The sequence below is a fragment of the Pseudomonas sp. R1-1 genome, assembly GCF_051132135.1.
Lineage (GTDB): Bacteria > Pseudomonadota > Gammaproteobacteria > Pseudomonadales > Pseudomonadaceae > Aquipseudomonas.
Genome location: NZ_CP071663.1, coordinates 2,448,358 through 2,474,477 on the forward strand (window position 1 = coordinate 2,448,358; position 26,120 = coordinate 2,474,477).

The window sequence follows — 26,120 nt, forward strand, 5'->3', positions numbered from 1 at the left end:
AGCTACCGGAAAGGCACTGGCTATTTCGGATCAGCCCTGTATCTCCCGCTCCAATTCCGTTTCTGCTTCGACAACCTTCCGCTTGGTCTTCAACTCACTGACAATCACCGCCGCAACAATCAACCCCCCGCCCACCAGTGCAATCGCCGGCAACCGCTCGCCAGCAATCCGTCCGACAATCCCGGCCCACACCGGCTCACCGGCATAGATCAACGTTGCCCGAGTCGGCGAAACACTTTTCTGCGCCCAGTTCATGGCCACTTGAATCGCCGCACTTGCAGCGCCCAGCCCCAGCGCGGTGACCAGCAATGTCCAGGAAAAGTCCGGAATCAGCTCACCGGTCGGCACGACCAGCAGGAACGACAGCACCGATGTGGTCGCCAGTTGCACCACTGTCACTCGGCGCACATCAACCTGACCGGCGTAAGTGCTGATCAGAATGATTTCGGCAGCAATGGCGATGGCGCTGATGAGCGTCGCGATTTCGCCGGGGCTGAAATTCAGCGCAGCGCCGGACGGGCCGGACAACAGCATTAACCCGGTAAACGCCAGCATGATGCCGATGCTGGGCATCAATCCGGGCCGCCGTCCCAAAATCAGCCATTGCAGCAACGGCACAAACGGTACATACAGAGCCGTGATAAACGCCGACTGGCTGCTCGGAATGGTTTGCAGGCCCACCGTCTGCAAACCGTAACCCAGCATGATCGCCACGCCGATGAACGCGCCGGCCTTGAGTTCGAACAGGGTCAGTTCGCGCAGATGACGCCAAGAGAACAGTGCGACAATCAGCGCAGCAGCCGCAAAACGCAGGCCGACAAAAAACATCGGGCCGCTGACCGTCATCGCATGCTGAACCAGCAGGAACGTGCCGCCCCAGATCATGGTGATCAGCACCAGCACGCACTCGGCTTTGCTGAAGCGGGACAGACGCACAGGTGTAGGAGAACCGTTCGATGACATGATGGCCTTGCGCACTATAAAAAGGAGGCCGCACAATGCGGCGCAACGTTGCGCAGTATACTGCCCAACCCTACCGAGTGAGCAATATAGTGCACAAAGATTCCACGCAACGCGCCTCCGTCCTCCAACACGTCAGCCAGAATGTCCGGCGTTTGCGGCATGCGGCTGACCTGAGCCAGACAGCACTGGCGGAAAAATCCGGGGTCAGTCGGCGCATGCTGGTGGCGATCGAGGCGGGCGAGAAGAATGTCAGTCTGACCACGCTCGATCGCGTTGCCGAAGCGCTCGACGTCGCATTCAGCGATCTGATCCAGGCCCCGGATGCCCGCGATCCCAGCCGCATCAATGAAGTGGCATGGGCCGGCAGCATTCCCGGCAGCAAAGCGGTATTGCTGTCGAAGGCGATCGCTACGCGTGAAGTCGAGCAGTGGGAATGGTGCCTGCAGCCCGGTGAGGTCTATCCCTCGCAAGTCGATGCCGAGGGCTGGAGCGAGCAGATTTTCGTATTCGAAGGATGCCTGACGCTGATGCTCGGCGATCAGCCGCAGCACATCAATGCCGGGGAGTTCTACATGTTTGCCAGCCATCAGCCGCACTCCTATCGCAATGACGGCGATGTGGCGGCGCGATTCGTGCGTAATGTGGTGATTTGAATGAGCCTGAGCGCAGACATCCTGATCATCGGCGGCGGCCTCAGCGGCACGCTGCTGGCGGTGCAATTGCTGCGTCTGCCTGTGCAGCGCAAGATTGTGATTATCGAACCACGCGCCGAACTCGGCCGGGGCGAGGCCTACAGCGCAGTGGAGCTGGGCCATACGCTGAACGGTAACGCCGCGCGCATGAGCGTCGACCCGGATAATCCTGACGACCTGACTCAATGGCTCACCGAGCACATCGCTGGCGGCGGCTGGCCGGAGTCTGCCGAGCAGAGCGTGCCGGTCAGCGAACTGTTCCCGCCGCGCGGCTTGTTCGGCGTCTATGTCCAGCAGCGTCTGGCTGAAGCCCGCGCAATCGGCGCGCAACACGGCTCGAGCGTCCAACACATCTGCGCCGAAGTCACCGACCTGTTATCCGCTACGGATTCGGTACAGCTGAGCTTGAGCGACGGGCAAACCCTGTACGCAGCCTATGCAGTGCTGGCGACCGGCATGTTTCCCGCCGCGCGAACCCCACAAAAAGCCTCCAGCGGCCTCAACGCTGCCGCGCTCGATCCTTGGGATGTCGCCGCCATGCGGCTGCTCGAGCCCCGATCGACCGTGTTGATCATCGGTTCCGGCCTGACCATGGTCGACGCGGTGGTGTCGCTGGAGCAGGCCGGGCATCGCGGGCCGATCAAAGTGTTTTCCCGGCATGGCTTGTTGCCGCATGTACGCCGGCAGCCACCGGCCTGGGTGGATTTCCTCGGTGCCGATCACAGCCTGCGCACGCCACGGCAACTGTTGCGCGAACTGCGGCTGCAATGCCAGACAGCCATTGCGCAAGGTATCGACTGGCAGGCGCCGCTGGACACGGTTCGCGTGCATATCGCACGTTTATGGAGTCAGGCGACCGACGAGCAGCGGCGACAATTCGTACGCCATGTACGGCCATGGTGGGAGAGTCATCATCACCGTTCGCCGCCATTGAGTGCGCAGTTGCTTGAGAGACTGCACGGGGCAGGGCGCCTGACAATTGAGGCGGCATCGTTCAAGGGACTTGAGCCGAGTCCGGAGGGCGGAGTCTGTATTCGCATCCGGCTTCGTGGCGAGTCTGAAACTCGCGTGGTGCATGGCGCTGCGCTGATCAATTCCAGCGGCATCGAGTACGACTGGCGCCGCGTGGCTCGGCCATTGCCGCAGCAGTTGCTGGCACGCGGTCTGGTGCACCCGGGGCCGTTGGCGCTGGGGATTGCCGCGGCGGCGGACGGCGCGGTGCTGGATGCCGAAGGACGTGCGGCCAGGCGTTTGTTTGCCATGGGGCCGCCGTTGCGCGGAATGTGGTGGGAAAGTACGGCAGTGACGGATGTGGCGTTACAGGCAAAGGCACTGGCTGCGCGGTTGGTGAGTTGAAGTTGTTCTTAAGGGCCTCATCGCCAGCAGGCTGGCTCCCACAGGTTTAGCGGTGTGGCAAACATGCCGCTCATAAGCCGAACCCCTGTGGGAGCCAGCATGCTGGCGATAGCGGTGTATCAGCCGGCATTTATCTGACTGATCTACCGCCATCGCTGGCAAGCCAGCTCCCACATTTGTGAACGGGCCTAAAAGTTACGCCACCACTTGATAACACGGCACATACGCCGCGCCGCCCGGCAGTTTCATCCGGTGCTGGGCGACGAAGGCTTTGAGCAAGGCGTCGAGCGGTTGCATTATCGCCGAGTCACCGCGGATCTGGTACGGCCCGTGTTCTTCGATCAGGCGAATGCCCTTGTCCTTGACGTTGCCGGCGACGATCCCCGAGAACGCGCGACGCAGATTCGCCGCCAGTTCGTGCGCGGGCTGGTCAAGATGCAACTTCAGGTTGGCCATGTTTTCGTGAGTCGGATCGAACGGGCGCTGGAAGCCTTCGTCGATCTTCAACAGCCAGTTGAAATGGAAAGCGTCGTTGCGTTCGCGGCGGAACTGTTTCACGGCTTTCAAGCCTTGGGTCATTTGCCGCGCCACTTCGGCCGGGTCATCGATGATGATTTCGTAATGCTGACGGGCCGCTTCGCCGAGGGTGGCGGTGACGAACGCATCGAGTTGTTCGAGATACGGTGCGGCATTTTTCGGGCCGGTGAGGATCACCGGGAACGGCAGGCCCTTGTTGTCCGGGTGCATAAGGATGCCCAGCAGGTAGAGGAACTCTTCTGCCGTACCGGCGCCGCCCGGGAAGATGATGATGCCGTGGCCGACCCGCACGAACGCTTCCAGACGCTTTTCGATGTCCGGCAGGATCACCAGTTCGTTGACGATCGGGTTTGGCGCTTCGGCGGCGATGATGCCCGGCTCGGTCAGGCCGAGGTAGCGGCCGCCGTGAATGCGCTGTTTGGCGTGGGCGATGGTCGCGCCTTTCATCGGGCCTTTCATCACGCCGGGGCCGCAGCCGGTGCAGATATCGAGGCTGCGCAGGCCAAGCTCATGGCCGACCTTCTTGGTGTATTTGTACTCTTCGGTGTTGATCGAATGACCGCCCCAGCACACGACAATCTTCGGTTCGACACCCGGGCGCAAGGTGCGCGCGTTGCGCAGCAGGTGGAACACGTAGTCACTGATGCCTTGCGAATTGCTCAGATCGATGCGCTGGCTGTCCAGTTCGTTTTCGGTGTAGACGATGTCGCGCAGGGCGCTGAACAGCATTTCACGGGTGCTGGCGATCATTTCGCCGTCGACGAACGCGTCGGCCGGCGCGTTCAGTAGCTCCAGGCGCACACCGCGATCCTGTTGATGGATGCGGATTTCAAAGTCCTTGTAGGCTTCGAGAATGGTCTTGGCGTTATCGACGTGGGCGCCGGTGTTGAGGATGGCCAGGGCGCACTGGCGGAAGAGGGTGTAGGTGCTGCCGGAACCGGCTTCGCTCAGTTGTTGCACTTCACGTTGAGAAAGGGTTTCGAGGCTGCCTTTCGGGCTGACCGAGGCGTTGATTACGTGTCTTTGGGTCATGCAATGATCCTTAAAACGATGTCATTCCCTGCTCAGGCGAACGGCATCCGAATAATGTGTATCCATGAATGAAGATGGCACGATCTGCGCTATACCGCCATGTCCCCGTTGGACGCTGAAAAGATCAAAAGGAGCCCCAGCATAGCTAAATCCGCACCAGAGGCGATAATGCGCCGGGCGGTTTTTTCCGTTACCCCTCTTGTCGCTCAAGGAAGTCATTTGTGATGTTCGAGATTCAGCCGATGGACGCCGCCACTTTCCGCCAGCAGACCCGGCGCAGCACGCTCATCATCGCCGTGTTGTTTCTGCTATTGGCAATGCTGTTTTCCAGCGTGGCGGTGGCGCTGTTCGGCGAGCCTGACGGCGACAACCTGCGCTTCAATGTCGGTGGTGTGTTCCTGGCCTTTTTACTGACCGGCGCAATGCTGCGCGGACGCTTCTGGCATCAGAGCTGGATGGCGCCGGCGGTGTACAGCTGGCGGCTCAAGCGCAGTCTTATGAGTGTCACCAACGTGATGCATCACCTGACCGCCGCGGTCGCACAAAACGATCCGACCGCAATGAAAGTGCTGCGCTTCTATCATCTGGGCCTGATGCAGATGCACGAGCTGGACGGCAATTCCAGCGATCACGGGCAGCTGTGGCGGGAAGTCGAAGAGCATAAACAGCGTATGCAGGCGCAGGGGCTCGATACCGAGCAGACGCGCCTGGATCCGGCGTGGCTGGAAGGGTTGAAGCAGACGTCGCGCTAAGGCGTCTGCGCTTTCAGGCGAAAATCAGCGAGCGGTGTGTGCCTGCCCCGGCGCGGGCTCCGTCGCCGACCGCCAGTGCGACGGAGCCGGCAGCCAGTGCGGCATCTCCGCACGCGAAGATCCCAGGGACGCTGGTTTGTTGGGTCGCGTCAGTCTGGATAAAAGGCCCCATCGGCCCTTCTTCGAATACACAGCCCAACTGATCGGCCAGCGGGCTTGCCATGCGTGTGCGCGGCATGGCAAACAGGCCAGCAACCGCGACGATCTCGCCGTCGCTGAGGACTACGTCCGTACGCGCGCCTTCAATGCGCCTGACGCGTCGGGTTTCCAGCCTCACTCCCCGTGCAGCCAACTGCGCCAGTTGTTCGGCATCGGGTTCGAAAACGCCATTGATGAAGAACGTGGTCGGGCCCCAGTCAGGCAGCATCAGGGCGTGATGAATCGACAGGGGCGAAGTCGCCAGTACGCCGATTGCGCCCTGATTCAGTTCATAGCCGTGACAGTACGGGCAATGAAAAACGCTTTGGCCCCAGCGTGGTCGGAGTCCTTCGATGTCCGGCAATTCGTCGATCACGCCCGACGCGAGGATCAGGCGCTTGGCGCTGAGCTGCTCGCCGGTGCGGGTGCGCACAGCAAAACCAGCGTCAACCTGCACGGCCTCTACCGCCGTATCTGCCAGCCATTGCACGGTAGGGTAGGCCATCAGTTGCGCCCGCGCCTCGGCAGCAATGTCGCCGGGTGCGCGTCCGTCCTGTCCGAGAAAGCCGTGAGAAGTGTCGGCGAAGCGATTGCGCCGCAGGCCTGAATCGAGCACTAGCACGCTGCGCCGGGCGCGGGCCAGCTGCAGGCCTGCGGACAGCCCTGCGTAACTGCCGCCGACAATGATGACGTCGTACACCATGATCCAGATCTCCGCAGTGAGGTTTTCAGAGTACATCGTAAGTTACGTGAAAAAAGACTGTCAATAGTCTCGTAACTTCAGATCTTGCAAGCGATACTCGGAGGTATTCTTTGTTCAGTCTGGAAATGCTCAAGTGAGAAACGACACGCGCCTGTCGCGCATGCTGCATGTGCTGATCCACATGGATCGCCACGAAAAACGCGCCACTTCGGAAACCATCGCCGCAATGCTCCGCACCAATCCGGTAGTAGTGCGGCGCACCATGGGTTTGCTCAAGGAGCAGGGTTTCGTGACGTCGGAGAAGGGCCATCAGGGCGGTTGGGCGCTGGCCAAACCGCTGAAGCAGATTACGTTGCTGGATATTCACCAGGCATTGGGCACACAGTCGATTTTTTCCATCGGTTTGTCGACGGATCACCCGCAGTGCCTGGTCGAGCAGGCGGTCAACGCCGCGCTGACGCGAACCTTCGATGAGGCGCAAGCGCTATTGCTGTCGAGACTGGGCAGCATCACCCTGGCGGATCTGGCGGCGGATTTCGACTCGCGTTTCAAAACCGTTTGCGAGGTCGATCAGGGCTGAGCGGCGGCGCGACGCAACTTCCACGAGCGGATCAAGCGTCCGTACACCAGCAAGTTGATCGCCAGTACCACGCTGCCGAGCGCCAGTTGAATCTGCGGGGTCAGCCCAGCCGGGTAGATGATCGGCCAGATGTAATGCTCGATGAAGCCTCCGGCGTATTCGGTCTGGCCGGCGGCGTGGCGCATGAGGTTTTCCCAGTAGGTCAGCGGGCAGGTCAGGTGCAGCAACTCGACCGCCACGCCCCAGGCGGCAGCCGGCAAATGCAGCCACAGCAACCGTGGCCATTTGAGCACCAGCAGCCCGCCAAACAGTACGAACAGAATGAACAAAAGATGAAACAGCACCAGCCCGTCGGCTGCGATTCGGTACAGCATGTCGTCTCCCCGACGCGATCGTGAATGACGCCATGTTACGCCGGCGCGGGGATTAAAGCTCAAGGCGGACGCCACGTATGGGACCCTTGGCTGAAACCTGATCTACGCTTGAAGAAAGACTGTTGACGATGGCAGGAGGTGCGCAGGGTGAATGAGCAAAAGCAGCCTGAAAACGATATGGAAACGGATGAACCAAGCGAAGAAGAAATAGAACGCGAGAAGCGCAAGGAAAAAACCTGGAAGCATGACGATAGCCAGGAGCTTTCCGAACCTGACCGCAAGTTCTAAGCAGTCGATACGAAGAGCCCCGCAAGTGCGGGGCTTTTTTACAGGCTCAAAGATCGTCCAGCTGGGTGAAGTCCGGGTGTGAGGCCCGATAGCCCAGTGTCCTGTCGATCCAGGCATTCAGCTCGTTGACCATCACAGGCGCATGGCCGGGATAGTTTTCAAGGGTACTGCGCAGGGTGCGTTCGATGTCGGGAACGGCATTCAGGTTTCGGGTCTTGATGTAGTGGCCGATAAAACAGTCGAGTTCAAAGCGCTCTGTCGTGGACAGATGAATACACTCCAGGCCACCGACCTGTTTGATTGCAAAATCGTCGCGCAACTTAGTTCTCTGCAAGGCTTGTAGATGTTGTTGGGATCCTGGTTCGTTGACTCTTTGGTCAACTGGTATACCAAATGGAAATGCGGCGCGCATGCTAGCTGGAGTGCAGCGAAATGTATGCACGATGGTCGGGTTGTCTGACAAGCGGTTGGTCTATTTGCGTATCGGTTACATTCGCACTGTTTCACGTGTGAAACAGCCGTTGTAACGACGCCGAGTCAATGGTTCGCTCAAAGGGCGTTCGCCCCTCATTCAACCGGCTGAATCAATTCAGCATTCTGGTTACGGACGTTTCCAACGGCTCTTGCGACTTTGTGCCACTCGAACGACTCGCTGCCTTCACCTTCGAACAGCAACATCTGCTCGGCGCGCTCAATGGAGGTCGCCGGATCGAGCCACTCGCGTGCCAGTTTCGCGCCGAACACCAACGGGCGGCGATCATGCACATCGAGCAGGCCTCCGACCGCTTCGGCGGTAATGATCACAAAACCGTCATCGTCTCGAGCCGCGCTTTGCGCTGTGGGAAATTGGCCGATGGCGGCGCAGAAAACCGGGCTCTGGTCTGCACGACGAATCAGCCACGGCTGTCGGGCCTTTTCCCCGGTATCGACCCATTCGAACCAGTTGTCGACGGGCACAATCAAGCGATGGCGCCAGATCGCGCGGAAGAATGGGCCGTGGGCGACTTTTTCCACGCGCGCATTGATTGGCGCAGGGCGATCGCTGGCCCAATGCGGTCGCCAGCCCCAGCGCAGATTGTCGGCTTGAAGATGTGCGCCCTGTTGATGAAGCACTGCCAACGCGGTGGTCGGCGCCGCGTTGTAGCGCGCCAGCGCTGCATCGCCGACGTGATTGATCAAGGCGTCGGGAATGCTCAGCGCGGCGACGAAATCGTGAATGCCGCGATATTGCGAGAGTCTTCCGCACATGGGCTGAATCTCCGGTTGGACATTTCAGCTTAGTCGCTGACGTCCCGAGTGGAGGTGACCGCGTCTAATCGCACATTAAACAACCGAGGTAATGAGCGCCGGAACCAAAGCCTGTGTACCCTATCCAACCTCCGCTCGCGAAGGCAATGCACGGATGGGTAGGGGGCGAGGGAAGTTGCCAAACGACAACATGACGGCAGCGGTCGCGCTCAAGGCAAACATGACATCCGGATTCAAGCTTTTTACTGCTGCGCTCATGGTGCTCGGTCTGGCCGGCTGTATCGCCGCGCCGATAGAAATGACTGCGCAAACCGAAGCGCGGCTGCAGACCCAGGCGCCGGTGCGGTTTCTACTGACCTTTGACGACGGCCCCAGTGCTTCTAGCTTGTGGAACCCGACGGCGATGGTGCTCGACAGCCTCAAGGACAATCCGCTGCAAGCGAATATCAAAGCGGTGTTCTTCGTGCAGACCCGGGCGCCGCGAGCGGGCAACAGCGAGATCGGCCGCAGCCTGATGCGCCGCGAACACGACGAGGGCCACATCCTCGCGTTTCACACCGCGACCCATTGGCACACCAATCATCGCTCACTCGACCCACAACAACTGGAAGCGTCGCTGAACAACGGCGCGGCCGATATCGCTGCCATCACCGGGGCGCCGCCGAAATTGCTGCGTCCGCCATTCTGGAATTTCGACAAACGCACCTTCGCGGCGTATCAGCAGCACGGTTTGCAGGTGTTGCTGACGGATCTCAGCGCCAACGACGGCAAGATCTGGGGCTTCAATGCCAGTCCACGTCGGCGGGCCAATTTGCTGCGGCAGTTATCCGAGGTGCGTGAACGTATCGCCGCAGGGGCGTTGCCGACGGTGGACGGAGTGATTCCGGTGGTGGTGACCTTTCACGATCTCAATCGCTACACCGCGCGGCATACCCGCGAATATCTGCAGATCCTGCTCGACAGCGCGGCCGCTACGGGCGTGAAGCTGGACCGCAAGCCTTTCTATGATGATCACGAAGCGCTGCAAAGAGCGGCGCTGGCGCGCACCGTTGAGAAAAGCTCGGAGCCGGTGAGTCTGCCAGGAATGTGGAACTGGATCTGGGACCATGACTCGCATTGATTTGTGAGGCAGTAGACATTACCGCGACAACGCATAGCAAAATGCTGATCTATGCTCTACCGATTGTACGCTCCCATCGCCTGCGAGGCGTGCCACCATGCTTGCTCTTGACAACATCTGCCGCATCGTTGAATCAGGCTTTCCCGGGTTTGAATGCGAATGCACACCCATGTCGCATGGGCTGTTGCAGATCAAGGTCTATCGGCCAGAAGACGGCCAGGTCGAGCTGCTGCTCAATGGCGTATCGCCGGAACATCTCGTCACGATCCGCGACATATCCAATTTCATCGGTGAACTGCGCACGGAGATGAGCGCTGGGCGCCGCGCGTTTGCCGGTTGAGCCTTATAAACGCCGTTGAAACGCTTCAACAATGCGCAACGTCGCTTCATTGGTATTCAAATGGCGCACCGCATCGAGTGGATGCCAGATGCAATCGATGATTTCGTTCTGCGGCCGCACTTGCTCCAGGTCTGCCACTGACGCCTCGTAAACGTGGTGGCGGGTGCTGCCGCTCTGCATTTCCATCAGATACAACACGTCGTCGGCATTCAGCCCGGTTTCTTCCTGCAATTCACGCACGGCCGCCTGCGCGCGGGTTTCCCCGGGCTCGACTTTGCCACCGGGCAATGTCCAGTGGCTGCGCGGTTTGCGGACCAGGAGGATGTGGCGATCCTGTTCGCATATAACGGTTGCACGTACTTTCATCTGTTACCTGTTTACGGCTTGTCACGTAATTGTCATCAAACTGCAATATTTGAGCCGCGGCCTCGGATAAAGGTTTCAATAAGATTTTGAGCGGGCGTGGGGGCGAAAAGTGCAAGATTTCTGCGGGCCGGACCGTGCGACATCCGGTCGGCAAATTCAGCGAGTCAGGGTGTAAGGTAAACCGGTGAAGCTGGAACTGACCGTAAGCAACTATGGAGGTGTCCATGAGCATGCCGATGTTGAACAAGATGCACATGAACGGTTATGACGTGCTTAGCGTTAACAATGGCCCCTGGCGGGTCTGCACCCAGGGTGACCGTCTGGCATCGTTTGCCAGTAAAGAGGAGGCGCTGGCCTACGCCGCAGCACTGCCTGGCTACAAAAAACGCTCGACGCGAGCGAAAAGTCACACGACCCACTGATTGGCGATAAAAACAGCCCCGACATGTTTGCCGGGGCTTTTTATTGGGTGGTCAGGGCAGGGTGCTCTCAGTGCACCTTGATCCGGCTGATGGCCCGCGCTTTCACCTCTTTGGCGTAGTGCTGCAAACGCTCTTCATCGCTTTGCAATACCTCGCAAGACCTCAACACCGCTTGCGCGTCCGCTTCGTTGCCCGATTTGCGTAGCTGGTCGGCGATACGTTTCAGGTCGACGGCCGACCATCTCAAGTCCGATGCGACACTTTGCAGGTCGCGCTGAAGTTCGTGTTCGTATTCATTGAGCCGCATGATCATCTCCAGAACATTCTCGGTAGAAAAGAGTAGTCGCATTTTTCGCCGATGGGCAAAACACGTTCGTCTGTCTGTGCAGCTTGTGAAAAGTTGTGCAGATTGCGCCACGGTTGGCGTGCCACGATGGATGTACACCCCGGTTACGCGTTACATTCGCTTTTTTTCAGATCAGGAAAACACCATGCGGATATGGATCGTGGGGTTGGCGCTGGCCCTGTTGGCGGGTTGCTCGTTGCCGAGGTCACTCGTGCCGGGCGAACCGAATGTCAGCAAGACCAGCGACAAGGCCCCCAAAGACTATGCCGCGTGTGTATTACCGTTGTGGCAGCGGGATGTCGCGAAGACCTCGCAAACCTCGATTTCCAACGGCTACCGCATCACCGCGCCGAGCGTCATCACGGCGGACGAGATCCTCGACATCGTCAAATACAAGGACGGCAGCCGGGTTTCGTTGTATCAGGGGCCGCCATGGGCCAAGTCCGGGGCTTTGCGCCAATCGGTGCGTGATTGTCTGTAGTTATCCGCGAAGCAAAACCGGATTTGGCGATTTCACTTTAACAGTCACTCAGAAATGTCGGCCAAAGGAATAGTGCCGACATTGCCCTTTTTCTCCCGCCGATCCTGAATCCAGTCCTCCACTTGCTGGCCGAATTCCTTCGGAGCCTTGCGGCCGACCTTCCGGGCGATGTCGAGAATTGTCTGTTGCGCGAGAGCTTCTTCCATACGCTTTTGCGCTGTCATCATCGCGCCGTGAATCGAGCAGGTGCCTTCCACGGCCCATTCCGGCGGATTGCCCTCGAACAAGGCGCAACGCCCGCGAATGTCGCGGCATTCGAAAATATTCTTGCGCCCGTCGATGGCATTGACGATGTCGAGCAGGCTGATTTCATCCGCCGGCCGCGCCAGGCTGAATCCGCCCCGCACGCCTTCCGAAGCGACCACCAGGTTACCCTTCGCCAGTCTGGTGAAGATTTTCGCCAGGTATTCCAGTGGTACACCCTGCAATTCTGCGAGGTCCCGCACGCTGGCTTCGCGGCTGTCGCCACCGTTGGTCACCAGAAAGGCCAGGCAATGGATGCCGTATTCAACGCCAGCACTGTAAAGAGACATGGATAAGTCCGACTTGATTTGTCGTAAATGCTATCAGCCAGGATCCGGCCAGGCAATGGTTCACGCAAGGTCAAGCGACGGCAAACCGCAGGGAAACGCTATTTATGGCGCTGCTCAGGACTCAAGTCGGAGCCAGACCTATCTATATATCCGATCAAAGCTATCGGATAATTAAACTTGTTGGTGATAAGTCCGACCAATAGAGTCGGCGCTATTGGCCCGTCCGCAGTGTTCTGGTGACGACGTCGATGATCTCTTTCCATCGTCCTGGAGCAAAATGATGAAGCAACAGATTCTGGTAATCGGCGCAGGTTTTGGCGGCATGTGGTCGGCGCTGAGCGCGGTACGTCTGGTCGAGCTGCAGGGTCGCGACGATATTGAAGTCAGTGTGCTCGCGCCGCAGGCCGAGTTGCGCGTGCGGCCACGCTTCTATGAACCGAATGCCCATCACTTGGTCGCTCCGCTGCATGAACTGTTCGACGTGGTCGGCGTTCATTTCATCAAAGGGGCGGCTGAAACCATCGACGTAGCTGCCAAAGCCGTTGGTTACATCGACGCGTCCGGTGCACAAAAAATCTTCAACTACGACAAACTGGTTCTGGCGGCTGGTAGTAGTTTGGCCCGGTCTGACACGCCTGGCGTGAGTCAGTACGCTTTCGATGTTGACCAGATTGAAGCAGCCATCCGCCTGGAGACCCACCTCAAGGCGCTTGAAAACCTGCCGGACAGCAAGGCGCGCAATACGGTCGTGGTGGCGGGCGGCGGTTTTACCGGCATCGAAACGGCGACTGAAATGCCGGCTCGTCTGCGCGAGATTTTCGGTGAGCAGGCCGAGGTTAACGTGATCATTGTCGATCGCGGACAAAAAATCGGTATGGTGATGGGCGAGGAAATCAGCAAATCCATTGCCGCGGCCAGTGACGAACTGGGCGTCGAGTGGCGTTTGGGTGTCTCAGTGCAGGCGGTCGATGCCAATGGCGTGACGCTGTCGGACGGTCAGCACATAGAGGCGAAAACCGTGGTCTGGACTACGGGTGTGCGCGCCAGTTCGCTGACCGAACAGATCCCTGCGGAGCGCGATAAACAAGGGCGCCTGCACGTCGATGCGCACCTGAAAGTCGTCGGCCAGGACGACATCTTTGCTACTGGCGATGTCGCCTACGCCGCCACTGACGACATCGGTAACTACGCGCTGATGACCTGCCAGCACGCCATCTCCCTGGGGCGCCACGCCGGCAATAATGTCGCTGCGCGCATCCTCGGCGTCGACCCGACGCCGTACAGCCAGCCGAAATATGTCACCTGTCTGGATCTGGGCGCGTGGGGCGCGGTGTACACCGAGGGCTGGGACCGTCAGGTGAAGCTGGTTAAACAAGAGGGCAAGAACCTCAAGACCCAGATCAATACGCAGTGGATCTATCCACCAGCGGCTGACCGTGCCATTGCGCTGGCCGCCGCCGATCCGTTGATTCCAGTGGTCGCTTAAGGCGCTGAGTGTCAGGCCAGAATCCCGCGTCGGGGTAATCTGCGCGGGATTTTGTTATCAACATCCGCACGCGGTTTCGTTGAGCAGGATTCGCCCGAATTCTGCGTCAGCGTCCTCCGGCGTGATGGCGAGCAGGTGATCAAGACGAATTTCTCTCTGCGCGCCTGCCTGTTCAATGACGAAGAACTCTTCCTTGTCGCCGCTCGTTCGGGTAGTCACGGCCCGAGCCGTCAGGCGCTGTCCATCGGTCAACTCGATGTCCAGTTGATACCCGCGCAGGCAGGCGATTTCCAGGTAATCATGCAGGTCGCAATTGAGTCGCTGGTAGCGGTCCATGAGTTACTCCTCAAAGCTTTGAAGGGTCATGATGCAAGAGCCTGTTTCGCTGATTGCCGCGGCGCCTTATGGGTGGGCATGGGGCTCGCGGAGTGAAACGCCCGGTGACAGTTGTACGCGATTTGTTTGCCAGCGTGCACTAGGCTTTTGAGTGTCGGTCGGCAAGACCCTGAAGAGAGCCTCGGATCATGGATGATCTGGTCAAAGAAGTCATACCGTTGTTGCAGTATCTGATTCCCGGGTTTCTATCCGCATGGATTTTCTATTCGCTCACGGCGTTCAAGCGGCCTGACACGTTCGGGCAGATTGTGCAGGCGTTGATTTTTACGTTTGTAGTGCAGGGAGCGGTCTGGGCGATTGGTTCTCTGTGTTTGTGGGTGGGTTCGAAAGGCTTTTCCATCGGGCGCTGGGATGCCAAAGCCGAAACGATGTGGGCATTCGTTGTGTCGGTGACGCTTGGACTGCTGTCCTGTTATCTGGCCACCAATGACAAATTGCATGGCTGGTTACGCAGTCGAAATGTGACGAAACAATCTTCCTACCCCAGTGAATGGTTCAGCATTTTTGCCCAGCACCATCGGCTCATTACGCTGCATTTGAACGATGAAAGGCGCGTTTTTGGCTGGCCTGTGGAGTGGCCACCAGAGGCCAGCAATGGCCAGTTCGTGGTGCAAAATCCGTGTTGGCTGGATGCCGACGGGAAGGAGGTGCCTTTTGGCGCCGAGTTTTTGCTGATAGATTCCGGGAAAGTCAAATGGGTCGAATTCGGTCCGAAATAGGAGGTTTCGTCATGACAGCCAGAGCACCGCAACCAATGCCAGAGTGGGTGGCACGTCGTTACACGCCAGATGGCAAGCCTGTTGCGAATGCGCAGCCCAAGGCACCCAGTGGTCCACCACCGCTAAAAAACCAGTAAGCTTTTTACTCGCCCCAGCCTAGCGCCACAGCCCGGCGAATCGCTTCCAGCAACATCGCAAACGCCGGGTTGTCGTTGTTCTCGCGCCAGATCAGATGCAGTTCGCTCTGCACCCCTTCGCCCAGATCGATATCACGAAACACCACGTTCTTGAACACCACGCTGGTCGCGCAACGCGGTACCAGCGCCAGGCCCATGCCGGCGTTGACCAAAGCCAGAATCGTCAGTGATGAACCCAGCCACTGCACATAGTCCGGTGCGACCCGCGCCGAGCGCAGCATGCCGGTCAGCAGTTCGTTGAACGGTGGATAGGCCGCGTGGGAATACATCAGAAACGGTTGTTGATCCAGATCGCTGACCAGCACTTGAGCCGCCGTCGCCAACGGGTGCGCGCTGGGCACCGCCAGCACAAAGGGCTCGCGCACCAGGCATTCGGTGGCGTAGCCCGGCTCCAGCAGTGGCGCGCGGGCGATGCCAAGATCAATGCGTCGTGCGCGCAGGGCTTCGTGTTGTTGGTAGGTGTTCATCTCGCTCAGATCGATTTTGACCTGCGGCTGTTTCAGCCGTGCCTCGGCGATCACCTTGGGCAGAAACTCATACACCGCGCTACCGACAAAACTGATGTTCACCGAACCGATATCACCCTCGGCAAAGCGTCGCGCAGTGATCGCTGCCTGCTGGGCACGCTCGAGCAAATTCTGCGCTTCGATGAAAAATGCGCGGCCAGCGGCGGTCAGCGCAACGCTGCGGGTGCTGCGGGTGAACAACTCGACGCCGAGGTGATGTTCGAGCAACTGAATCTGCCGGCTCAGCGGTGGCTGGGTCATGTTCAGCCGTTCGGCGGCGCGGCGAAAATTCAGTTCGGTGGCGACAGTGGTGAAGCAGCGCAGTTGGGTCAGTTCGAACATTGATCTAATCCAGGTATCAATCGAATGCCAAGTTAGATTAGACGGGATCAATACGCGGCGTCCATGATCGACCCATCGCTTCATGCCATTCCTAAAACAACAAGATCGGGAGTCGCCCCTTGAAAACCCTGCAGAGTCCAGCGGACGTCACGGTGCTCGCCCGCGCCGCCGCCAAGGTCAAGCGCCACGTGCTACCGCTGTTCGTGGTGATGTTCATCGTCAACTACATCGATCGGGTCAACATCGGCTTCGTCCGCAGTCATCTGGAAACCGATCTGGGTATCGGTGCGGCGGCATACGGCTTGGGTGCCGGTCTGTTCTTTATCGGCTACGCGTTGTTCGAAGTGCCCTCCAATATGCTGCTGCAGCGATACGGCGCACGGGTATGGCTGACGCGGATCATGTTCACCTGGGGCGCGGCCGCCATGGCCATGGCGTTCGTGCGCGGTGAAACCAGTTTCTACGTGCTGCGTTTCATTCTTGGCGCGGCCGAGGCGGGGTTCTTTCCGGGGATCATTTATTACTTCACGCAATGGCTGCCAGCTTCCGAACGTGGCAAGACCATGGCGGTGTTTCTCAGCGGCTCGGCGATTGCCTCGGTGATCTCCGGGCCGGTGTCCGGTGCGTTGTTGCACATCAGTGGCTTGGGCTTGCACGGCTGGCAGTGGATGTTTCTGATCGAGGGCGCGGCGTCAGTGGTGCTGTGCGCATTCGTCTGGTTCTGGCTGCAATCGCATCCGCGCCAGGCCAAGTGGCTGAGCGACGACGAGCGTGAAGCGCTGGTCGCGGCGATTGCCGAAGAGCAGCGTGCCCGCGAAGCAGTGCAGGTCAGCAAGCCGTCAATGTTCAAGCTGCTGGCGGATCGGCAGATCGCGCTGTTCTGCTTCATCTACTTTTCCATCGCCCTGACCATTTACGGCGCGACATTCTGGCTGCCGAGCATGATCAAGAAAATGGGCGATCTAGGCGACTTCCAGGTCGGTCTGCTCAATTCGATTCCGTGGATCATTTCGATTGTCGCCATGTACGGTTTCGCCGCGATGGCCGGCAAATGGAAATTCCAGCAGGCATGGGTCGCCCTGACCCTGGTGATCGCCGCCATCGGCATGTTCATGTCGACCACCGGCGGCCCGGTCTTCGCGTTCGTTGCCATCTGCTTCGCGGCGATTGGCTTCAAAGCCGCCTCGGCGCTGTTCTGGCCGATTCCGCAGAGCTATCTCGATGCGCGCATCGCGGCGGCGGTGATCGCGCTGATCAACTCCATCGGCAATCTCGGCGGTTTCGTCGCGCCGACCGCGTTCGGCATTCTCGAACAAACCACCGGCTCGATCGAGGGCGGGCTGTATGGCCTTGCGGCGACTTCGCTGATCGCTGCGGTGGTGATTTTCTTCGCCCGCACGGCGCCGGGCGCCAAAGGCCAAACCCCGGCAAAGCCCGCTGACGAAACCGCCGTCGTCGCGACGGCCCGCCCGGCCGCGAGCCACTGAATCGATTGTTGATCTGTCAGGAGCATCATCTTGAAAATCACCCGTGTCACGGTTACTCCGATTGCCTTTCGTGATCCGCCGCTGCTCAACGCCAGTGGCATCCACGAACCCTATGCCCTGCGCTCGATCATCGAGATCGAAAGCGATAACGGTTACGTCGGCCTCGGCGAAAGTTATGGCGACGCCCCGGCGCTGGCGATCCAGCAACAAGTGCAGGCGCAACTGATCGGTGTCGACCCGTTCAACCTCAACCAGTTGCGTGCGATCGTGCAGGCGACGGTGGCGGCGCACAAACCGGCCAGTCTGGCCGGGGCCGAACTGGCACCGGGTTCCCACGCCAGCAAAGCGGTGAGCAACGCCTATTCGGCGTTCGAAGTGGCGTTTCTCGATCTGCAGGCGCATTACTTGAACGTGCCGCTGGTGGACCTGCTCGGCGGCGCGATCCGCGATGAGGTGCCGTTCAGTGCCTACCTGTTTTTCAAATACGCGCGGCACATCGATTCGCCCTACAAGCCGGATGACTGGGGTGAAGCGCTCAGCGAGCAGCAGATCGTCGCGCAAGCGGCGCGGATGATCGAGGCGTATGGTTTCAAGAGCATCAAGCTCAAGGCCGGCACCTTGCCGCCGGAACATGAAGTGGCGTGCATCAAGGCGCTGAAAAAAGCCTTTCCCGGCTATCCGCTGCGCATCGATCCGAATGGCAACTGGTCACTGCAAACCTCGATTCGCATGGCTGAATTGCTCGGTGATGATCTGCAGTATTACGAAGACCCGACCCCAGGCCTCGACGGTATGGCGGAACTGCATAAACGTACCGGCCTGCCGCTGGCGACCAATATGGTGGTCACCGATTTCGACGAGTTCCGCCGCAGCGTGGCGCAGAACAGCGTGCAGATCGTGCTCGCCGACCACCACTATTGGGGTGGCCTGCGCGACACCCAGACCCTGGCGAAAATGTGCGAGGTGTTCGGCCTCGGCGTATCGATGCACTCCAACTCGCACCTGGGCATCAGCCTGATGGCCATGGCGCATGTCGCGGCCGCCGTGCCGAATCTGGATTACGCCTGCGACACTCATTACCCGTGGCAGGAGCCGGACGAAGAGGTGATCAAGGGCGGCAAGCTGCCGATTGTCGATGGCTGCGTGAAGATCAGCCGCGCGCCGGGGCTCGGGCTGGAGCTGGATCATGAGCAGTTGGGCAAGCTGCATGATCAATACCTGACGTGCGGAATTCGCCAGCGCGACGATGTGCGGCAGATGCAGCGGTACAAGCCGGACTGGAGGGCGGTCAAGCCGAGGTTTTGAGGCGTCTGCGCTGACGCCATCGCGAGCAGGCTCACTCCTACAGGGGAACGCGTTCCAAATGTAGGAGTGAGCCTGCTCGCGATTGGCGTCCTCAGTCACAACGTTTTTATCAGCCAGTCCCGAAACGCCGTCAGCGACGGCAACTTTTCATTACGCGGCGGATACACCAGATAATAACTACGCCGGCTGGTGATCGGCTCGCCCAGTTGCAGTAGCTCGCCATTCGCCAACTCATCCTCGACCAGAATCCGCGGCACCAGCCCCACACCGATATTCGCCCGCACCGCTTGAATCAGGTGTGAGGTCATTTCAAAGCTCGGCCCGATACGCATGCTGCGGTGGGGCAAGCCGCGCTGGCTGTACCATTCCGCCCATGCCTGAGCATTGCTGCTGACATTGAGCAGCAGTTGCCCGGCGATGTGCCGTTCGGCATCGTCGCGCTCGGCGTTGGACAGTTGCGCGCTGGCAATGACCACCAGTTCCTCGGTGTGCAGGGGCAGGGCGGTCAGCCCCGGCCAGTCGCCGCCACCGACGCAGATCGCCGCGTCGATTTCGCTGGTATCGAAATCGATCGCTTCGATGCGCGAATGCAGATGCACGGTCATACCGGGATGTGCGGTGTAGAAATCCTTGAGGCGCGGCAGCAACCATTTCGAGCCGAATGTTGGCAGCGTGGCCAAGCGCAGGCTATGAATGCCCGACCCGAATGCCATCGCCTGCAGCGTCGCGCTGCGTATCTGCCCGAGCGCTTCGGCCAGCTCCCGTTGATACAGGCGCCCGACATCGGTCAGCACCACTTGCCGGCCTTCGCGAGTGAACAGGCGCATGCCGAGCATCTTTTCCAGAATCTGCACCTGACGGCTGACCGCACTTTGCGTCAGCGACAGTTCGTGGGCGGCGCGGGTGTAGCTTTCGTGGCGGGCGGCGGCCTCGAAAGCCAGCAATAACGACATGGAAGGCGTGAGCGTGCGCGGATTCATTCGCAAAAGTCATCAATAACGGGTCGAATTTACGGTTGTCCCTGAGTTGTTCAGCAATGAACATGGGCACCCTGAGATGGCGGAGCCTGACGCAATCATTCGTTGCGTACAACTGTTCACCGCCACACGGCCCGATTTTGACCGAGATACCCTGACCGATGATTGCCCAGCTGTCGCCCGCAAGCACCCTTACTGCCGATTATCAGGCGTTCCTCAACGCCCTCAAGGCCAGCGGCTTTCGCGGTGAGATCAGCGCCGATTACGCCAGCCGCGTGGTGCTGGCCACCGATAACTCGATCTATCAGCGCCTGCCCCAAGCGGCGGTGTTTCCGATGGATGCCGAGGATGTCGCGCGGGTGGCGAAGCTGATCGCCGAGCCCGCCCATCAGCAAGTGGTGATCACGCCCCGCGGCGGCGGCACCGGTACCAATGGCCAGTCGCTGACCGATGGCATCGTCGTCGACCTGTCGCGACACATGAACCGCATTCTCGAAATCAACGTCGAGCAGCGCTGGGTGCGGGTGCAGGCCGGGGTGGTCAAGGACCAGCTCAACGCCGCACTTAAATCCGCCGGGCTGTTCTTCGCCCCGGAACTGTCGACGTCCAACCGCGCCACCGTCGGCGGCATGATCAACACCGATGCCAGCGGCCAGGGCAGTTGCACCTACGGCAAGACCCGCGACCATGTGCTGGAACTTGACATGATTCTGCGTGGCGGCGAGCGTTTGCACGCTCAGGCGCTGGACGAAAACGAGCTGCAAGCGCAGTGCGCGCGTGATGATCGGGTCGGTGAAGTCTATCGCTGCGCGCGGCAGATCATTGACGAGCAGGGCGAACTGATCAAACAGCGCTTTCCCGATCTCAACCGCTGCCTGACCGGTTACGACCTCGCGCACCTGCGCGAGGCAGACGGCCGTTTCAACCTCAACAGCGTGTTGTGCGGCGCCGAAGGTTCGCTCGGGTTTGTCGTCGAGGCGCGGCTGAATGTGCTGCCGATTCCTCAGCACACGATGCTGGTGAATATCCGCTACGCCGGTTTCATGGACGCGCTGCGCGATGCGCGCGCGTTGATGGCGCTCAAGCCGCTGTCGATCGAAACCGTGGACTCGAAAGTGTTGCTGCTGGCGATGCAGGACATTGTCTGGCATGGCGTCGCCGAGTATTTTCCGGCCAGCGCCGAGCGGCCGACGTTGGGCATCAACCTGGTCGAATTCTGTGGTGACGATCCGGATGAATTGCAAGCTCGCGTCGCTGCGTTTGTCGAGCACCTGAGCACAGACCGCACCGTCGAGCGCTTGGGCCATACGCTAGCGATCGGGCACGCGGCGGTGAACAAGGTCTATGGCATGCGCAAGCGCGCGGTCGGCCTGCTTGGCAACGTCGCCGGCGAAGCGCGGCCGCAGCCGTTTGTAGAAGACACCGCGGTGCCGCCGCAGCACTTGGCCGAGTACATCGCCGAGCTGCGCGATCTGCTCGACAGCCACGGCTTGCAGTACGGCATGTTCGGCCATGTCGATGCCGGCGTGCTGCACGTGCGGCCGATCCTCGACATGAAAGATCCGCAGCAAGCGGCGCTGGTGCGCCCGGTATCCGATGGCGTTGCGGCGCTCACTCAACGATACGGCGGTCTGCTCTGGGGCGAGCACGGCAAAGGCCTGCGCTCGGAATACGCGCCGGCGTTTTTCGGCGAGTTGTACCCGGCACTGCAAGCGCTGAAGGCCGCGTTCGACCCGTTCAATCAGTTCAACCCCGGCAAGATCGCCACGCCGGCCAACACCGACGCGGCATTGCTGAAAATCGATGAAGTGACCCTGCGCGGCGAGCTCGATCGGCAGATCGACGAAAAGGTCTGGCAGGACTACGGCGCGGCGATGCATTGCAACGGCAACGGCGCCTGCTACAACTTCGATCCCGATGACGCCATGTGCCCGTCGTGGAAAGCCACCCGCGAGCGTGCGCAGTCGCCCAAGGGCCGCGCCTCGTTGATCCGCGAGTGGCTGCGCTTGCAGGGCGAGGCGGGTGTCGACGTGTTGTCCGGGGCGATTCGCCGACCGGCGTTTTTTACAACGTTATGGCAGCGCTGGCGCAACACGCGGGCGCAGTCGGCGGATTTTTCCCATGAGGTCTACGACGCCATGGCCGGTTGCCTGGCGTGCAAATCCTGCGCGGGGCAATGCCCGGTAAAGGTCAATGTGCCGGATTTTCGTTCGCGTTTTCTTGAGCTGTACCACACACGGTATCTGCGTCCGGCGCGCGATTATCTGATCGCTTCGCTGGAGTACAGCATTCCGTACATGGCGCGAATTCCGGCGTTGTACAACGGCTTGATGGGCGCGGCGTGGGTGCGCGGTCTGCTTGAGCGAGTCGGTGGCATGGTCGATGTGCCGTTGCTCAGCCGTTTCGATTTTCACGCCGCGATGCGCCGCTGGCAGGTGCAGCCGGCAACCGTTGCGACGCTGTCAGCGCTGACACCGGCGCAGCGTGAACGCAGCGTGGTGATCGTCCAGGACGCCTTCACCCGGTATTTCGAAGCGCCGCTGCTGGCGGATCTGGTCGAGTTGATCTCGCGCCTTGGTTATCAGGTTTATCTGGCGCCGTTCAGCGCCAACGGCAAGCCGTTGCATGTGCAGGGCTTCCTCGCGGCATTCAATCGCGCGGCGCTGCGCAATGCGCGGCAGTTGCGTGAACTGGCGGACGTCGGCGTGCCGTTGCTGGGGCTCGACCCGGCCATGACCCTGGTGTATCGCCAGGAATACCTCAAGGTTCCCGGTCTGCAGGACTGCCCAGAGGTTCAACTGGTACAGGAGTGGTTGCTCAAGGTGATGCCCGAGCAGGCGCCGCAACAGAGCGGAGTGAAATTCCGTCTGCTCGCCCACTGCACCGAGAAAACCAACGCGCCCGCCGCGACCCGCCAATGGGAGCAGGTGTTCGAACGTGCCGGGTTGCAACTGGCGACTCAGGCCACCGGTTGCTGCGGCATGTCCGGCACTTACGGCCACGAGGCGCGCAATCGCCAGACCTCGGCGCTGATCTACGAGCAGTCCTGGGCGCGTCAGGTCGACGCATCGGCGGAGCAGGGCGAAGCGCTGGCAACCGGTTATTCGTGCCGCAGCCAGGTCAAGCGCCAGTCAGATCAGGCGTTGCGTCATCCGTTACAGGTGCTGCTGGCGGCTCAGCGTCGCTGACGCTGTCGTCGGTGTCCTTGTCCCAGATCAGCCGCGGATCGAAGCTCATCGCCGCAAGCATGGTAAACACCACGACCAGGCCGAAAAACAGAATGCCCGGTCGTGGCTCGATATCGCCCAAGGTCTGGAACTTCACCAGCGCGGCGACCAGCGCGACCACCAGCACATCGAGCATCGACCAATAACCGATCAGCTCGACGAAGCGGTACAGCTTCGAGCGCTCCTTGCGTGCCCAGGCGCTGTCGCGCTGCACGGTGATCAGCAGCAAGGTCAGGGCGACGAACTTTATCCCCGGCACGGCGATACTGGCGATGAAAATGATCAGGGCGATGTCCCAGGCACCGGCTTCCCAGAATTCCAGCACGCCGCTCATGATCGTGCTGTCGGCGCCGCTGCCGAGCATCATTGTGTTCATCACCGGCAGCAGATTTGCTGGAACGTAGAAGGCCAGCGCGGCGAGCATGTAGGCCCAGGTACGGGTCAGCGAATTGGTCTTGCGGCGGTGCAGTGGCGCATCGCAGCGCGGGCAATTATGCGGTTCGTCGCGCATGTCGCAGGCCAGGCCGCAGCTGTGACACAGGCACAGGTTGAGCTCGGCGGCGGTCGGTGGACGTTTCATAAAATATCCCAGAGTTCGCGGATGTCGCGCCCGGCAATGCGGATCATCATCAGGCTCAGCGCCGCCAGGGCGAACAGGCCGATGCCCGGCAGTACATCGAGCAGTCCGGCGAGTTTGAACACCGCCACCATCGCCCCTAGCAGACACACTTCAAGCATGCTCCATGGGCGCAGGGTTTCCAGCCAGCGCATCGACAGCTTGAACCCCGGCGCCCGTCGCGACGCCAGGGCAAAACCCAGCACCCAGATCAGCAGTACCAGTTGGAAGGCCGGGGCGATGATGATCGCGATCGCCGCGACCATGGCGATGAAGGTGATCGGCCCCTGACTCAGCGCCAGCACCGAATCCCACAGCGTAGCGCTGTTCTTCAGGCCTTTGAGGCTGATGCTCATCACCGGGTAGAAATTGGCGAACAGCCACAGCATCGCGGCCGTGAAGGTCAGGGCCAGACGCTGTTCGATGGTCAGGCCGTTGTAGCGCTGCAGCACGCCGCCGCAGCGCACGCAGAGGGTTTTCTGGTGTTTGGCGAGGACGACTTTTTGATAAACGCAGTCGCAGTGCTCGCAGATGATCAGGTGTTCGGTGTTGACCATGGACCACGCTCGGCATTCAGCCGCAAGGGCAGGGAGACTTGATCACTATAGAAGTCTGAGGCGATTGGGCAAATGCAGCGGGGCATACGATGGATAATTCCTGAGAATCACTCTCGATCGGGTTTGGATGTTGCGTTTTTGATGTTATAAGGTAACGCAGTTTTTCAGGCGGCCAGTCGCTCCCGCCTGGTGTCTTTCCTTCGAGTGTGAAATATCCATGACGATTGCGCTGTCCCGTTCTGCTCCGGTTATGTCCGGCCGACTGTTGTCCATCGATGCGCTGAGGGGGCTGGTGATCCTGTTCATGTTGCTCGACCACGTGCGTGAAACCTTCCTGCTGCACCGCCAGGTTGGCGATCCGATGGACATTGCCAGCACGGAGCCGGCGCTGTTTTTCAGTCGCACCCTGGCGCACCTGTGCGCCCCGGTGTTCGTGCTGTTGACCGGGTTGTCGGCGTGGCTGTTCGGGGAGAAATATGCCGGCAAGGCCGATGTCAGCGCGTTTCTGTTCAAGCGCGGGTTGTTTCTGGTGGTGCTGGAATTCACTTGGGTGAACTTTGCCTGGACGTTCCAACTGCCGCCGAGTGTGATTTATCTGCAAGTGATCTGGGCCATCGGCCTGAGCATGATCGCCTTGTCGGTACTGGTCTGGTTGCCGCGCGCGCTATTGCTGACGTTGAGCGTGCTGATCATCGCCGGGCACAACCTGCTCGACGGCGTGCATTTCCCACTGGAATCGGCGCTGCATGTGCCATGGGCGATCCTGCATGAACGCGGCTGGATCGATGTCAGCGACAGCTTGCGTCTGCGCACCTCCTATCCGCTGTTGCCGTGGATCGGTGTGATCGGTCTGGGCTACGTCTTGGGGCCATGGTTTGCTCGCGGCGTCGACGCCGTTGTGCGCCAACGGCGCCTGCTGATCGCCGGTAGCGCAGGGCTGCTGGGCTTTGTCGCGCTGCGGCTGCTCAACGGTTACGGGGAAAAGCCGTGGGCCGCGGGCGACACGCTGGTGCAGACGTTGATGAGCTTTTTCAACATCACCAAGTACCCGCCGTCACTGCTGTTTATTGCGTTGACGGTGAGTATCGGCTTGTTGCTGCTATTGGCGTTCGAACGCGTGCAGGATCGGCGCTGGATCCGCTGGCTGACGGTGTTCGGTTCGGCGCCGATGTTTTTCTATCTGCTGCACTTGTATGCCTTGAAAGTGCTGTACCTGATCGGCGTAGCGCTGTTCGGGCTGAATCAGGGCAGCTATTTTGGCTTTTCGTCAGTGGCGGCAATCTGGGTGGCCGCAATCATTCTGGCGATTGCACTGTTTCCGGCCGTGCGCTGGTTCTCGGACTTGAAGGCGCGCCGCCGGGATCTGACCTGGTTGAAGTATCTGTAAGCACTGACCGCCGCTATCGCCAGCAGGGTTTCGCGTTGTACTCGGAATAGAGCTGAAACGCATTACCTGTAGGAGTGAGCCTGCTCGCGATAGCGGTTTACCAGTCAAAATTGTTTCGACTGACCCGCCGCCTTCGCCAGCAGGCTGGCTCCCACAGTGTTTCGTTTTGTGCCCGAAACAGAGCTGCAACGCAGTACCTGTAGGAGTGAGCCTGCTCGCGATAGCGGTTTACCAGTCAAAATTGTTTCGACTGACCCGCCGCCATCGCCAGCAGGCTGGCTCCCACAGTGTTTTGTGTTGTGCCCGAAACAGAGCTGCAACGCAGTACCTGTAGGAGTGAGCCTGCTCGCGATAGCGGTTTACCAGTCAAAATTGTTTCGACTGACCCGCCGCCTTCGCCAGCAGGCTGGCTCCCACAGTGTTTTGTGTTGTGCCCGAAACAGAGCTGCAACGCAGTACCTGTAGGAGTGAGCCTGCTCGCGATAGCGGTTTACCAGTCAAAATTGTTTCGACTGACCCGCCGCCAT

At 60.0% G+C, this 26,120-nt stretch carries 29 protein-coding genes; 15 read left to right on the top strand and 14 right to left on the bottom strand.

The features are described 5' to 3' along the window. Positions 1-30: 30 nt before the first annotated feature. A complete protein-coding gene (locus J3P75_RS11175) occupies positions 31-966 on the bottom strand; it encodes a DMT family transporter (RefSeq protein ID WP_434711258.1) in 936 nt (311 codons plus the stop codon). 86 nt (positions 967-1,052) lie between these two features. Between J3P75_RS11175 and J3P75_RS11180 the strand changes: the two genes are divergently transcribed. Both J3P75_RS11180 and J3P75_RS11185 read left to right on the top strand, forming a co-directional pair. After that, positions 1,053-1,616: a helix-turn-helix domain-containing protein gene (locus J3P75_RS11180; RefSeq protein WP_434710437.1), complete on the top strand. Its 564-nt coding sequence runs from the start codon at positions 1,053-1,055 to the stop codon at positions 1,614-1,616. Then, positions 1,617-3,011, top strand: coding sequence for an FAD/NAD(P)-binding protein (locus J3P75_RS11185; protein WP_434710439.1), 1,395 nt, complete (start codon positions 1,617-1,619; stop codon positions 3,009-3,011). 195 nt (positions 3,012-3,206) lie between these two features. Here J3P75_RS11185 and ppnN read toward each other — a convergent pair whose 3' ends face one another. Further along, positions 3,207-4,580, bottom strand: a complete 1,374-nt coding sequence (gene ppnN, locus J3P75_RS11190; RefSeq protein ID WP_434710441.1) for a nucleotide 5'-monophosphate nucleosidase PpnN — start codon at positions 4,578-4,580, stop codon at positions 3,207-3,209. 224 nt (positions 4,581-4,804) lie between these two features. Here ppnN and J3P75_RS11195 point away from each other — a divergent pair, with 224 nt between their 5' ends. Then, on the top strand, positions 4,805-5,332 hold the full coding sequence (locus J3P75_RS11195) for a DUF3087 domain-containing protein (protein WP_434710443.1): 528 nt from the start codon (positions 4,805-4,807) through the stop codon (positions 5,330-5,332). Between the two features lie 13 nt (positions 5,333-5,345). Here the strand turns inward: J3P75_RS11195 and J3P75_RS11200 are convergent, their stop codons facing one another. After that, positions 5,346-6,233, bottom strand: coding sequence for an NAD(P)/FAD-dependent oxidoreductase (locus J3P75_RS11200; RefSeq protein ID WP_434711260.1), 888 nt, complete (start codon positions 6,231-6,233; stop codon positions 5,346-5,348). A gap of 133 nt (positions 6,234-6,366) precedes the next feature. On the opposite strand from J3P75_RS11200, the gene J3P75_RS11205 reads away from it, so the two are divergent. Further along, the gene (locus tag J3P75_RS11205) at positions 6,367-6,813 is read left to right on the top strand and encodes an Rrf2 family transcriptional regulator (protein ID WP_434710445.1); all 447 of its coding nucleotides are present in this window, start codon (positions 6,367-6,369) and stop codon (positions 6,811-6,813) included. Here J3P75_RS11205 and J3P75_RS11210 read toward each other — a convergent pair. Next, positions 6,804-7,187, bottom strand: a complete 384-nt coding sequence (locus J3P75_RS11210) for a DUF2784 domain-containing protein (protein WP_434710447.1) — start codon at positions 7,185-7,187, stop codon at positions 6,804-6,806. The two genes, J3P75_RS11205 and J3P75_RS11210, sit on opposite strands and share 10 nt — an antisense overlap. Positions 7,188-7,334: 147 nt before the next feature. Here J3P75_RS11210 and J3P75_RS11215 point away from each other — a divergent pair, with 147 nt between their 5' ends. Then, positions 7,335-7,475, top strand: a complete 141-nt coding sequence (locus J3P75_RS11215) for a hypothetical protein (RefSeq protein WP_157720839.1) — start codon at positions 7,335-7,337, stop codon at positions 7,473-7,475. 46 nt (positions 7,476-7,521) lie between these two features. On the opposite strand, the gene J3P75_RS11220 is transcribed toward J3P75_RS11215, so the two are convergent. Then, positions 7,522-7,794 carry a hypothetical protein gene (locus tag J3P75_RS11220; protein WP_434710449.1) on the bottom strand — a complete coding sequence of 91 codons (273 nt, stop codon included), beginning with the start codon at positions 7,792-7,794 and terminating at the stop codon, positions 7,522-7,524. 248 nt (positions 7,795-8,042) lie between these two features. Beyond that, positions 8,043-8,723 (bottom strand): SOS response-associated peptidase family protein, encoded by a 681-nt coding sequence (locus J3P75_RS11225; protein ID WP_434710451.1) that lies wholly within the window; start codon positions 8,721-8,723, stop codon positions 8,043-8,045. Between the two features lie 220 nt (positions 8,724-8,943). On the opposite strand from J3P75_RS11225, the gene J3P75_RS11230 reads away from it, so the two are divergent. Together J3P75_RS11230 and J3P75_RS11235 are read left to right on the top strand one after the other, a co-directional pair. Beyond that, on the top strand, positions 8,944-9,843 hold the full coding sequence (locus J3P75_RS11230) for a polysaccharide deacetylase family protein (RefSeq protein ID WP_203422111.1): 900 nt from the start codon (positions 8,944-8,946) through the stop codon (positions 9,841-9,843). 97 nt (positions 9,844-9,940) lie between these two features. Further along, on the top strand, positions 9,941-10,183 hold the full coding sequence (locus tag J3P75_RS11235) for a DUF1652 domain-containing protein (RefSeq protein WP_434710453.1): 243 nt from the start codon (positions 9,941-9,943) through the stop codon (positions 10,181-10,183). A 3-nt stretch (positions 10,184-10,186) separates the two neighbouring features. On the opposite strand, the gene J3P75_RS11240 is transcribed toward J3P75_RS11235, so the two are convergent. After that, on the bottom strand, positions 10,187-10,549 hold the full coding sequence (locus J3P75_RS11240; protein ID WP_090284179.1) for an NUDIX hydrolase: 363 nt from the start codon (positions 10,547-10,549) through the stop codon (positions 10,187-10,189). A gap of 224 nt (positions 10,550-10,773) precedes the next feature. On the opposite strand from J3P75_RS11240, the gene J3P75_RS11245 reads away from it, so the two are divergent. Next, complete coding sequence (locus tag J3P75_RS11245; protein ID WP_203418505.1) at positions 10,774-10,971, top strand: DUF2188 domain-containing protein; 198 nt, start codon at positions 10,774-10,776, stop codon at positions 10,969-10,971. A gap of 67 nt (positions 10,972-11,038) precedes the next feature. On the opposite strand, the gene J3P75_RS11250 is transcribed toward J3P75_RS11245, so the two are convergent. Further along, a complete protein-coding gene (locus J3P75_RS11250) occupies positions 11,039-11,278 on the bottom strand; it encodes a hypothetical protein (RefSeq protein WP_203418504.1) in 240 nt (79 codons plus the stop codon). Positions 11,279-11,462: 184 nt separating this feature from the next. Here J3P75_RS11250 and J3P75_RS11255 point away from each other — a divergent pair, with 184 nt between their 5' ends. Continuing rightward, positions 11,463-11,798, top strand: coding sequence for a hypothetical protein (locus J3P75_RS11255; RefSeq protein WP_203418503.1), 336 nt, complete (start codon positions 11,463-11,465; stop codon positions 11,796-11,798). 44 nt (positions 11,799-11,842) lie between these two features. Here J3P75_RS11255 and J3P75_RS11260 read toward each other — a convergent pair whose 3' ends face one another. After that, entirely contained in the window at positions 11,843-12,391 is a 549-nt protein-coding gene (locus J3P75_RS11260) for an RrF2 family transcriptional regulator (protein WP_434597381.1), read from the bottom strand. 280 nt (positions 12,392-12,671) lie between these two features. Between J3P75_RS11260 and J3P75_RS11265 the strand changes: the two genes are divergently transcribed. Further along, entirely contained in the window at positions 12,672-13,877 is a 1,206-nt protein-coding gene (locus J3P75_RS11265; protein ID WP_434710455.1) for an NAD(P)/FAD-dependent oxidoreductase, read from the top strand. A gap of 57 nt (positions 13,878-13,934) precedes the next feature. On the opposite strand, the gene J3P75_RS11270 is transcribed toward J3P75_RS11265, so the two are convergent. Continuing rightward, positions 13,935-14,213, bottom strand: coding sequence for a Rho-binding antiterminator (locus tag J3P75_RS11270; RefSeq protein WP_434710456.1), 279 nt, complete (start codon positions 14,211-14,213; stop codon positions 13,935-13,937). 188 nt (positions 14,214-14,401) lie between these two features. Between J3P75_RS11270 and J3P75_RS11275 the strand changes: the two genes are divergently transcribed. Further along, a complete protein-coding gene (locus J3P75_RS11275; protein WP_434597387.1) occupies positions 14,402-14,992 on the top strand; it encodes a DUF6338 family protein in 591 nt (196 codons plus the stop codon). Positions 14,993-15,134: 142 nt separating this feature from the next. Here J3P75_RS11275 and J3P75_RS11280 read toward each other — a convergent pair whose 3' ends face one another. Next, a complete protein-coding gene (locus tag J3P75_RS11280; protein ID WP_434597388.1) occupies positions 15,135-16,037 on the bottom strand; it encodes a LysR substrate-binding domain-containing protein in 903 nt (300 codons plus the stop codon). A gap of 119 nt (positions 16,038-16,156) precedes the next feature. Here J3P75_RS11280 and J3P75_RS11285 point away from each other — a divergent pair, with 119 nt between their 5' ends. Continuing rightward, positions 16,157-17,524, top strand: a complete 1,368-nt coding sequence (locus J3P75_RS11285; RefSeq protein ID WP_434710458.1) for an MFS transporter — start codon at positions 16,157-16,159, stop codon at positions 17,522-17,524. Positions 17,525-17,554: 30 nt separating this feature from the next. After that, on the top strand, positions 17,555-18,829 hold the full coding sequence (locus tag J3P75_RS11290) for a glucarate dehydratase family protein (RefSeq protein WP_434710459.1): 1,275 nt from the start codon (positions 17,555-17,557) through the stop codon (positions 18,827-18,829). Positions 18,830-18,924: 95 nt separating this feature from the next. Here the strand turns inward: J3P75_RS11290 and J3P75_RS11295 are convergent, their stop codons facing one another. Beyond that, entirely contained in the window at positions 18,925-19,809 is an 885-nt protein-coding gene (locus tag J3P75_RS11295; protein ID WP_434710460.1) for a LysR substrate-binding domain-containing protein, read from the bottom strand. 158 nt (positions 19,810-19,967) lie between these two features. On the opposite strand from J3P75_RS11295, the gene ydiJ reads away from it, so the two are divergent. Then, positions 19,968-22,994, top strand: coding sequence for a D-2-hydroxyglutarate dehydrogenase YdiJ (gene ydiJ / locus J3P75_RS11300; protein WP_434710462.1), 3,027 nt, complete (start codon positions 19,968-19,970; stop codon positions 22,992-22,994). On the opposite strand, the gene J3P75_RS11305 is transcribed toward ydiJ, so the two are convergent. Continuing rightward, entirely contained in the window at positions 22,927-23,613 is a 687-nt protein-coding gene (locus J3P75_RS11305) for a paraquat-inducible protein A (RefSeq protein WP_434710464.1), read from the bottom strand. The genes ydiJ and J3P75_RS11305 overlap by 68 nt on opposite strands. Next, positions 23,610-24,206, bottom strand: coding sequence for a paraquat-inducible protein A (locus tag J3P75_RS11310; protein WP_434597401.1), 597 nt, complete (start codon positions 24,204-24,206; stop codon positions 23,610-23,612). Before J3P75_RS11310 ends, J3P75_RS11305 begins: the two co-directional genes overlap by 4 nt. A gap of 217 nt (positions 24,207-24,423) precedes the next feature. Here J3P75_RS11310 and J3P75_RS11315 point away from each other — a divergent pair, with 217 nt between their 5' ends. Further along, positions 24,424-25,593 (top strand): DUF1624 domain-containing protein, encoded by a 1,170-nt coding sequence (locus J3P75_RS11315; RefSeq protein WP_434710465.1) that lies wholly within the window; start codon positions 24,424-24,426, stop codon positions 25,591-25,593. Positions 25,594-26,120 lie beyond the last annotated feature (527 nt).

Excerpts from the sequence above, each read along its gene's own strand:
- J3P75_RS11185 (WP_434710439.1), top strand. The coding sequence starts at position 1,617 with ATGAGCCTGAGCGCAGACATCCTGATCATCGGCGGCGGCCTCAGCGGC.
- ppnN (WP_434710441.1), bottom strand. The coding sequence starts at position 4,580 with ATGACCCAAAGACACGTAATCAACGCCTCGGTCAGCCCGAAAGGCAGC.
- J3P75_RS11195 (WP_434710443.1), top strand. The coding sequence starts at position 4,805 with ATGTTCGAGATTCAGCCGATGGACGCCGCCACTTTCCGCCAGCAGACC.
- J3P75_RS11200 (WP_434711260.1), bottom strand. The coding sequence starts at position 6,233 with ATGGTGTACGACGTCATCATTGTCGGCGGCAGTTACGCAGGGCTGTCC.
- J3P75_RS11210 (WP_434710447.1), bottom strand. The coding sequence starts at position 7,187 with ATGCTGTACCGAATCGCAGCCGACGGGCTGGTGCTGTTTCATCTTTTG.
- J3P75_RS11225 (WP_434710451.1), bottom strand. The coding sequence starts at position 8,723 with ATGTGCGGAAGACTCTCGCAATATCGCGGCATTCACGATTTCGTCGCC.
- J3P75_RS11230 (WP_203422111.1), top strand. The coding sequence starts at position 8,944 with ATGACATCCGGATTCAAGCTTTTTACTGCTGCGCTCATGGTGCTCGGT.
- J3P75_RS11235 (WP_434710453.1), top strand. The coding sequence starts at position 9,941 with ATGCTTGCTCTTGACAACATCTGCCGCATCGTTGAATCAGGCTTTCCC.
- J3P75_RS11240 (WP_090284179.1), bottom strand. The coding sequence starts at position 10,549 with ATGAAAGTACGTGCAACCGTTATATGCGAACAGGATCGCCACATCCTC.
- J3P75_RS11245 (WP_203418505.1), top strand. The coding sequence starts at position 10,774 with ATGAGCATGCCGATGTTGAACAAGATGCACATGAACGGTTATGACGTG.
- J3P75_RS11250 (WP_203418504.1), bottom strand. The coding sequence starts at position 11,278 with ATGCGGCTCAATGAATACGAACACGAACTTCAGCGCGACCTGCAAAGT.
- J3P75_RS11255 (WP_203418503.1), top strand. The coding sequence starts at position 11,463 with ATGCGGATATGGATCGTGGGGTTGGCGCTGGCCCTGTTGGCGGGTTGC.
- J3P75_RS11260 (WP_434597381.1), bottom strand. The coding sequence starts at position 12,391 with ATGTCTCTTTACAGTGCTGGCGTTGAATACGGCATCCATTGCCTGGCC.
- J3P75_RS11265 (WP_434710455.1), top strand. The coding sequence starts at position 12,672 with ATGAAGCAACAGATTCTGGTAATCGGCGCAGGTTTTGGCGGCATGTGG.
- J3P75_RS11270 (WP_434710456.1), bottom strand. The coding sequence starts at position 14,213 with ATGGACCGCTACCAGCGACTCAATTGCGACCTGCATGATTACCTGGAA.
- J3P75_RS11275 (WP_434597387.1), top strand. The coding sequence starts at position 14,402 with ATGGATGATCTGGTCAAAGAAGTCATACCGTTGTTGCAGTATCTGATT.
- J3P75_RS11280 (WP_434597388.1), bottom strand. The coding sequence starts at position 16,037 with ATGTTCGAACTGACCCAACTGCGCTGCTTCACCACTGTCGCCACCGAA.
- J3P75_RS11295 (WP_434710460.1), bottom strand. The coding sequence starts at position 19,809 with ATGAATCCGCGCACGCTCACGCCTTCCATGTCGTTATTGCTGGCTTTC.
- ydiJ (WP_434710462.1), top strand. The coding sequence starts at position 19,968 with ATGATTGCCCAGCTGTCGCCCGCAAGCACCCTTACTGCCGATTATCAG.
- J3P75_RS11305 (WP_434710464.1), bottom strand. The coding sequence starts at position 23,613 with ATGAAACGTCCACCGACCGCCGCCGAGCTCAACCTGTGCCTGTGTCAC.
- J3P75_RS11310 (WP_434597401.1), bottom strand. The coding sequence starts at position 24,206 with ATGGTCAACACCGAACACCTGATCATCTGCGAGCACTGCGACTGCGTT.
- J3P75_RS11315 (WP_434710465.1), top strand. The coding sequence starts at position 24,424 with ATGACGATTGCGCTGTCCCGTTCTGCTCCGGTTATGTCCGGCCGACTG.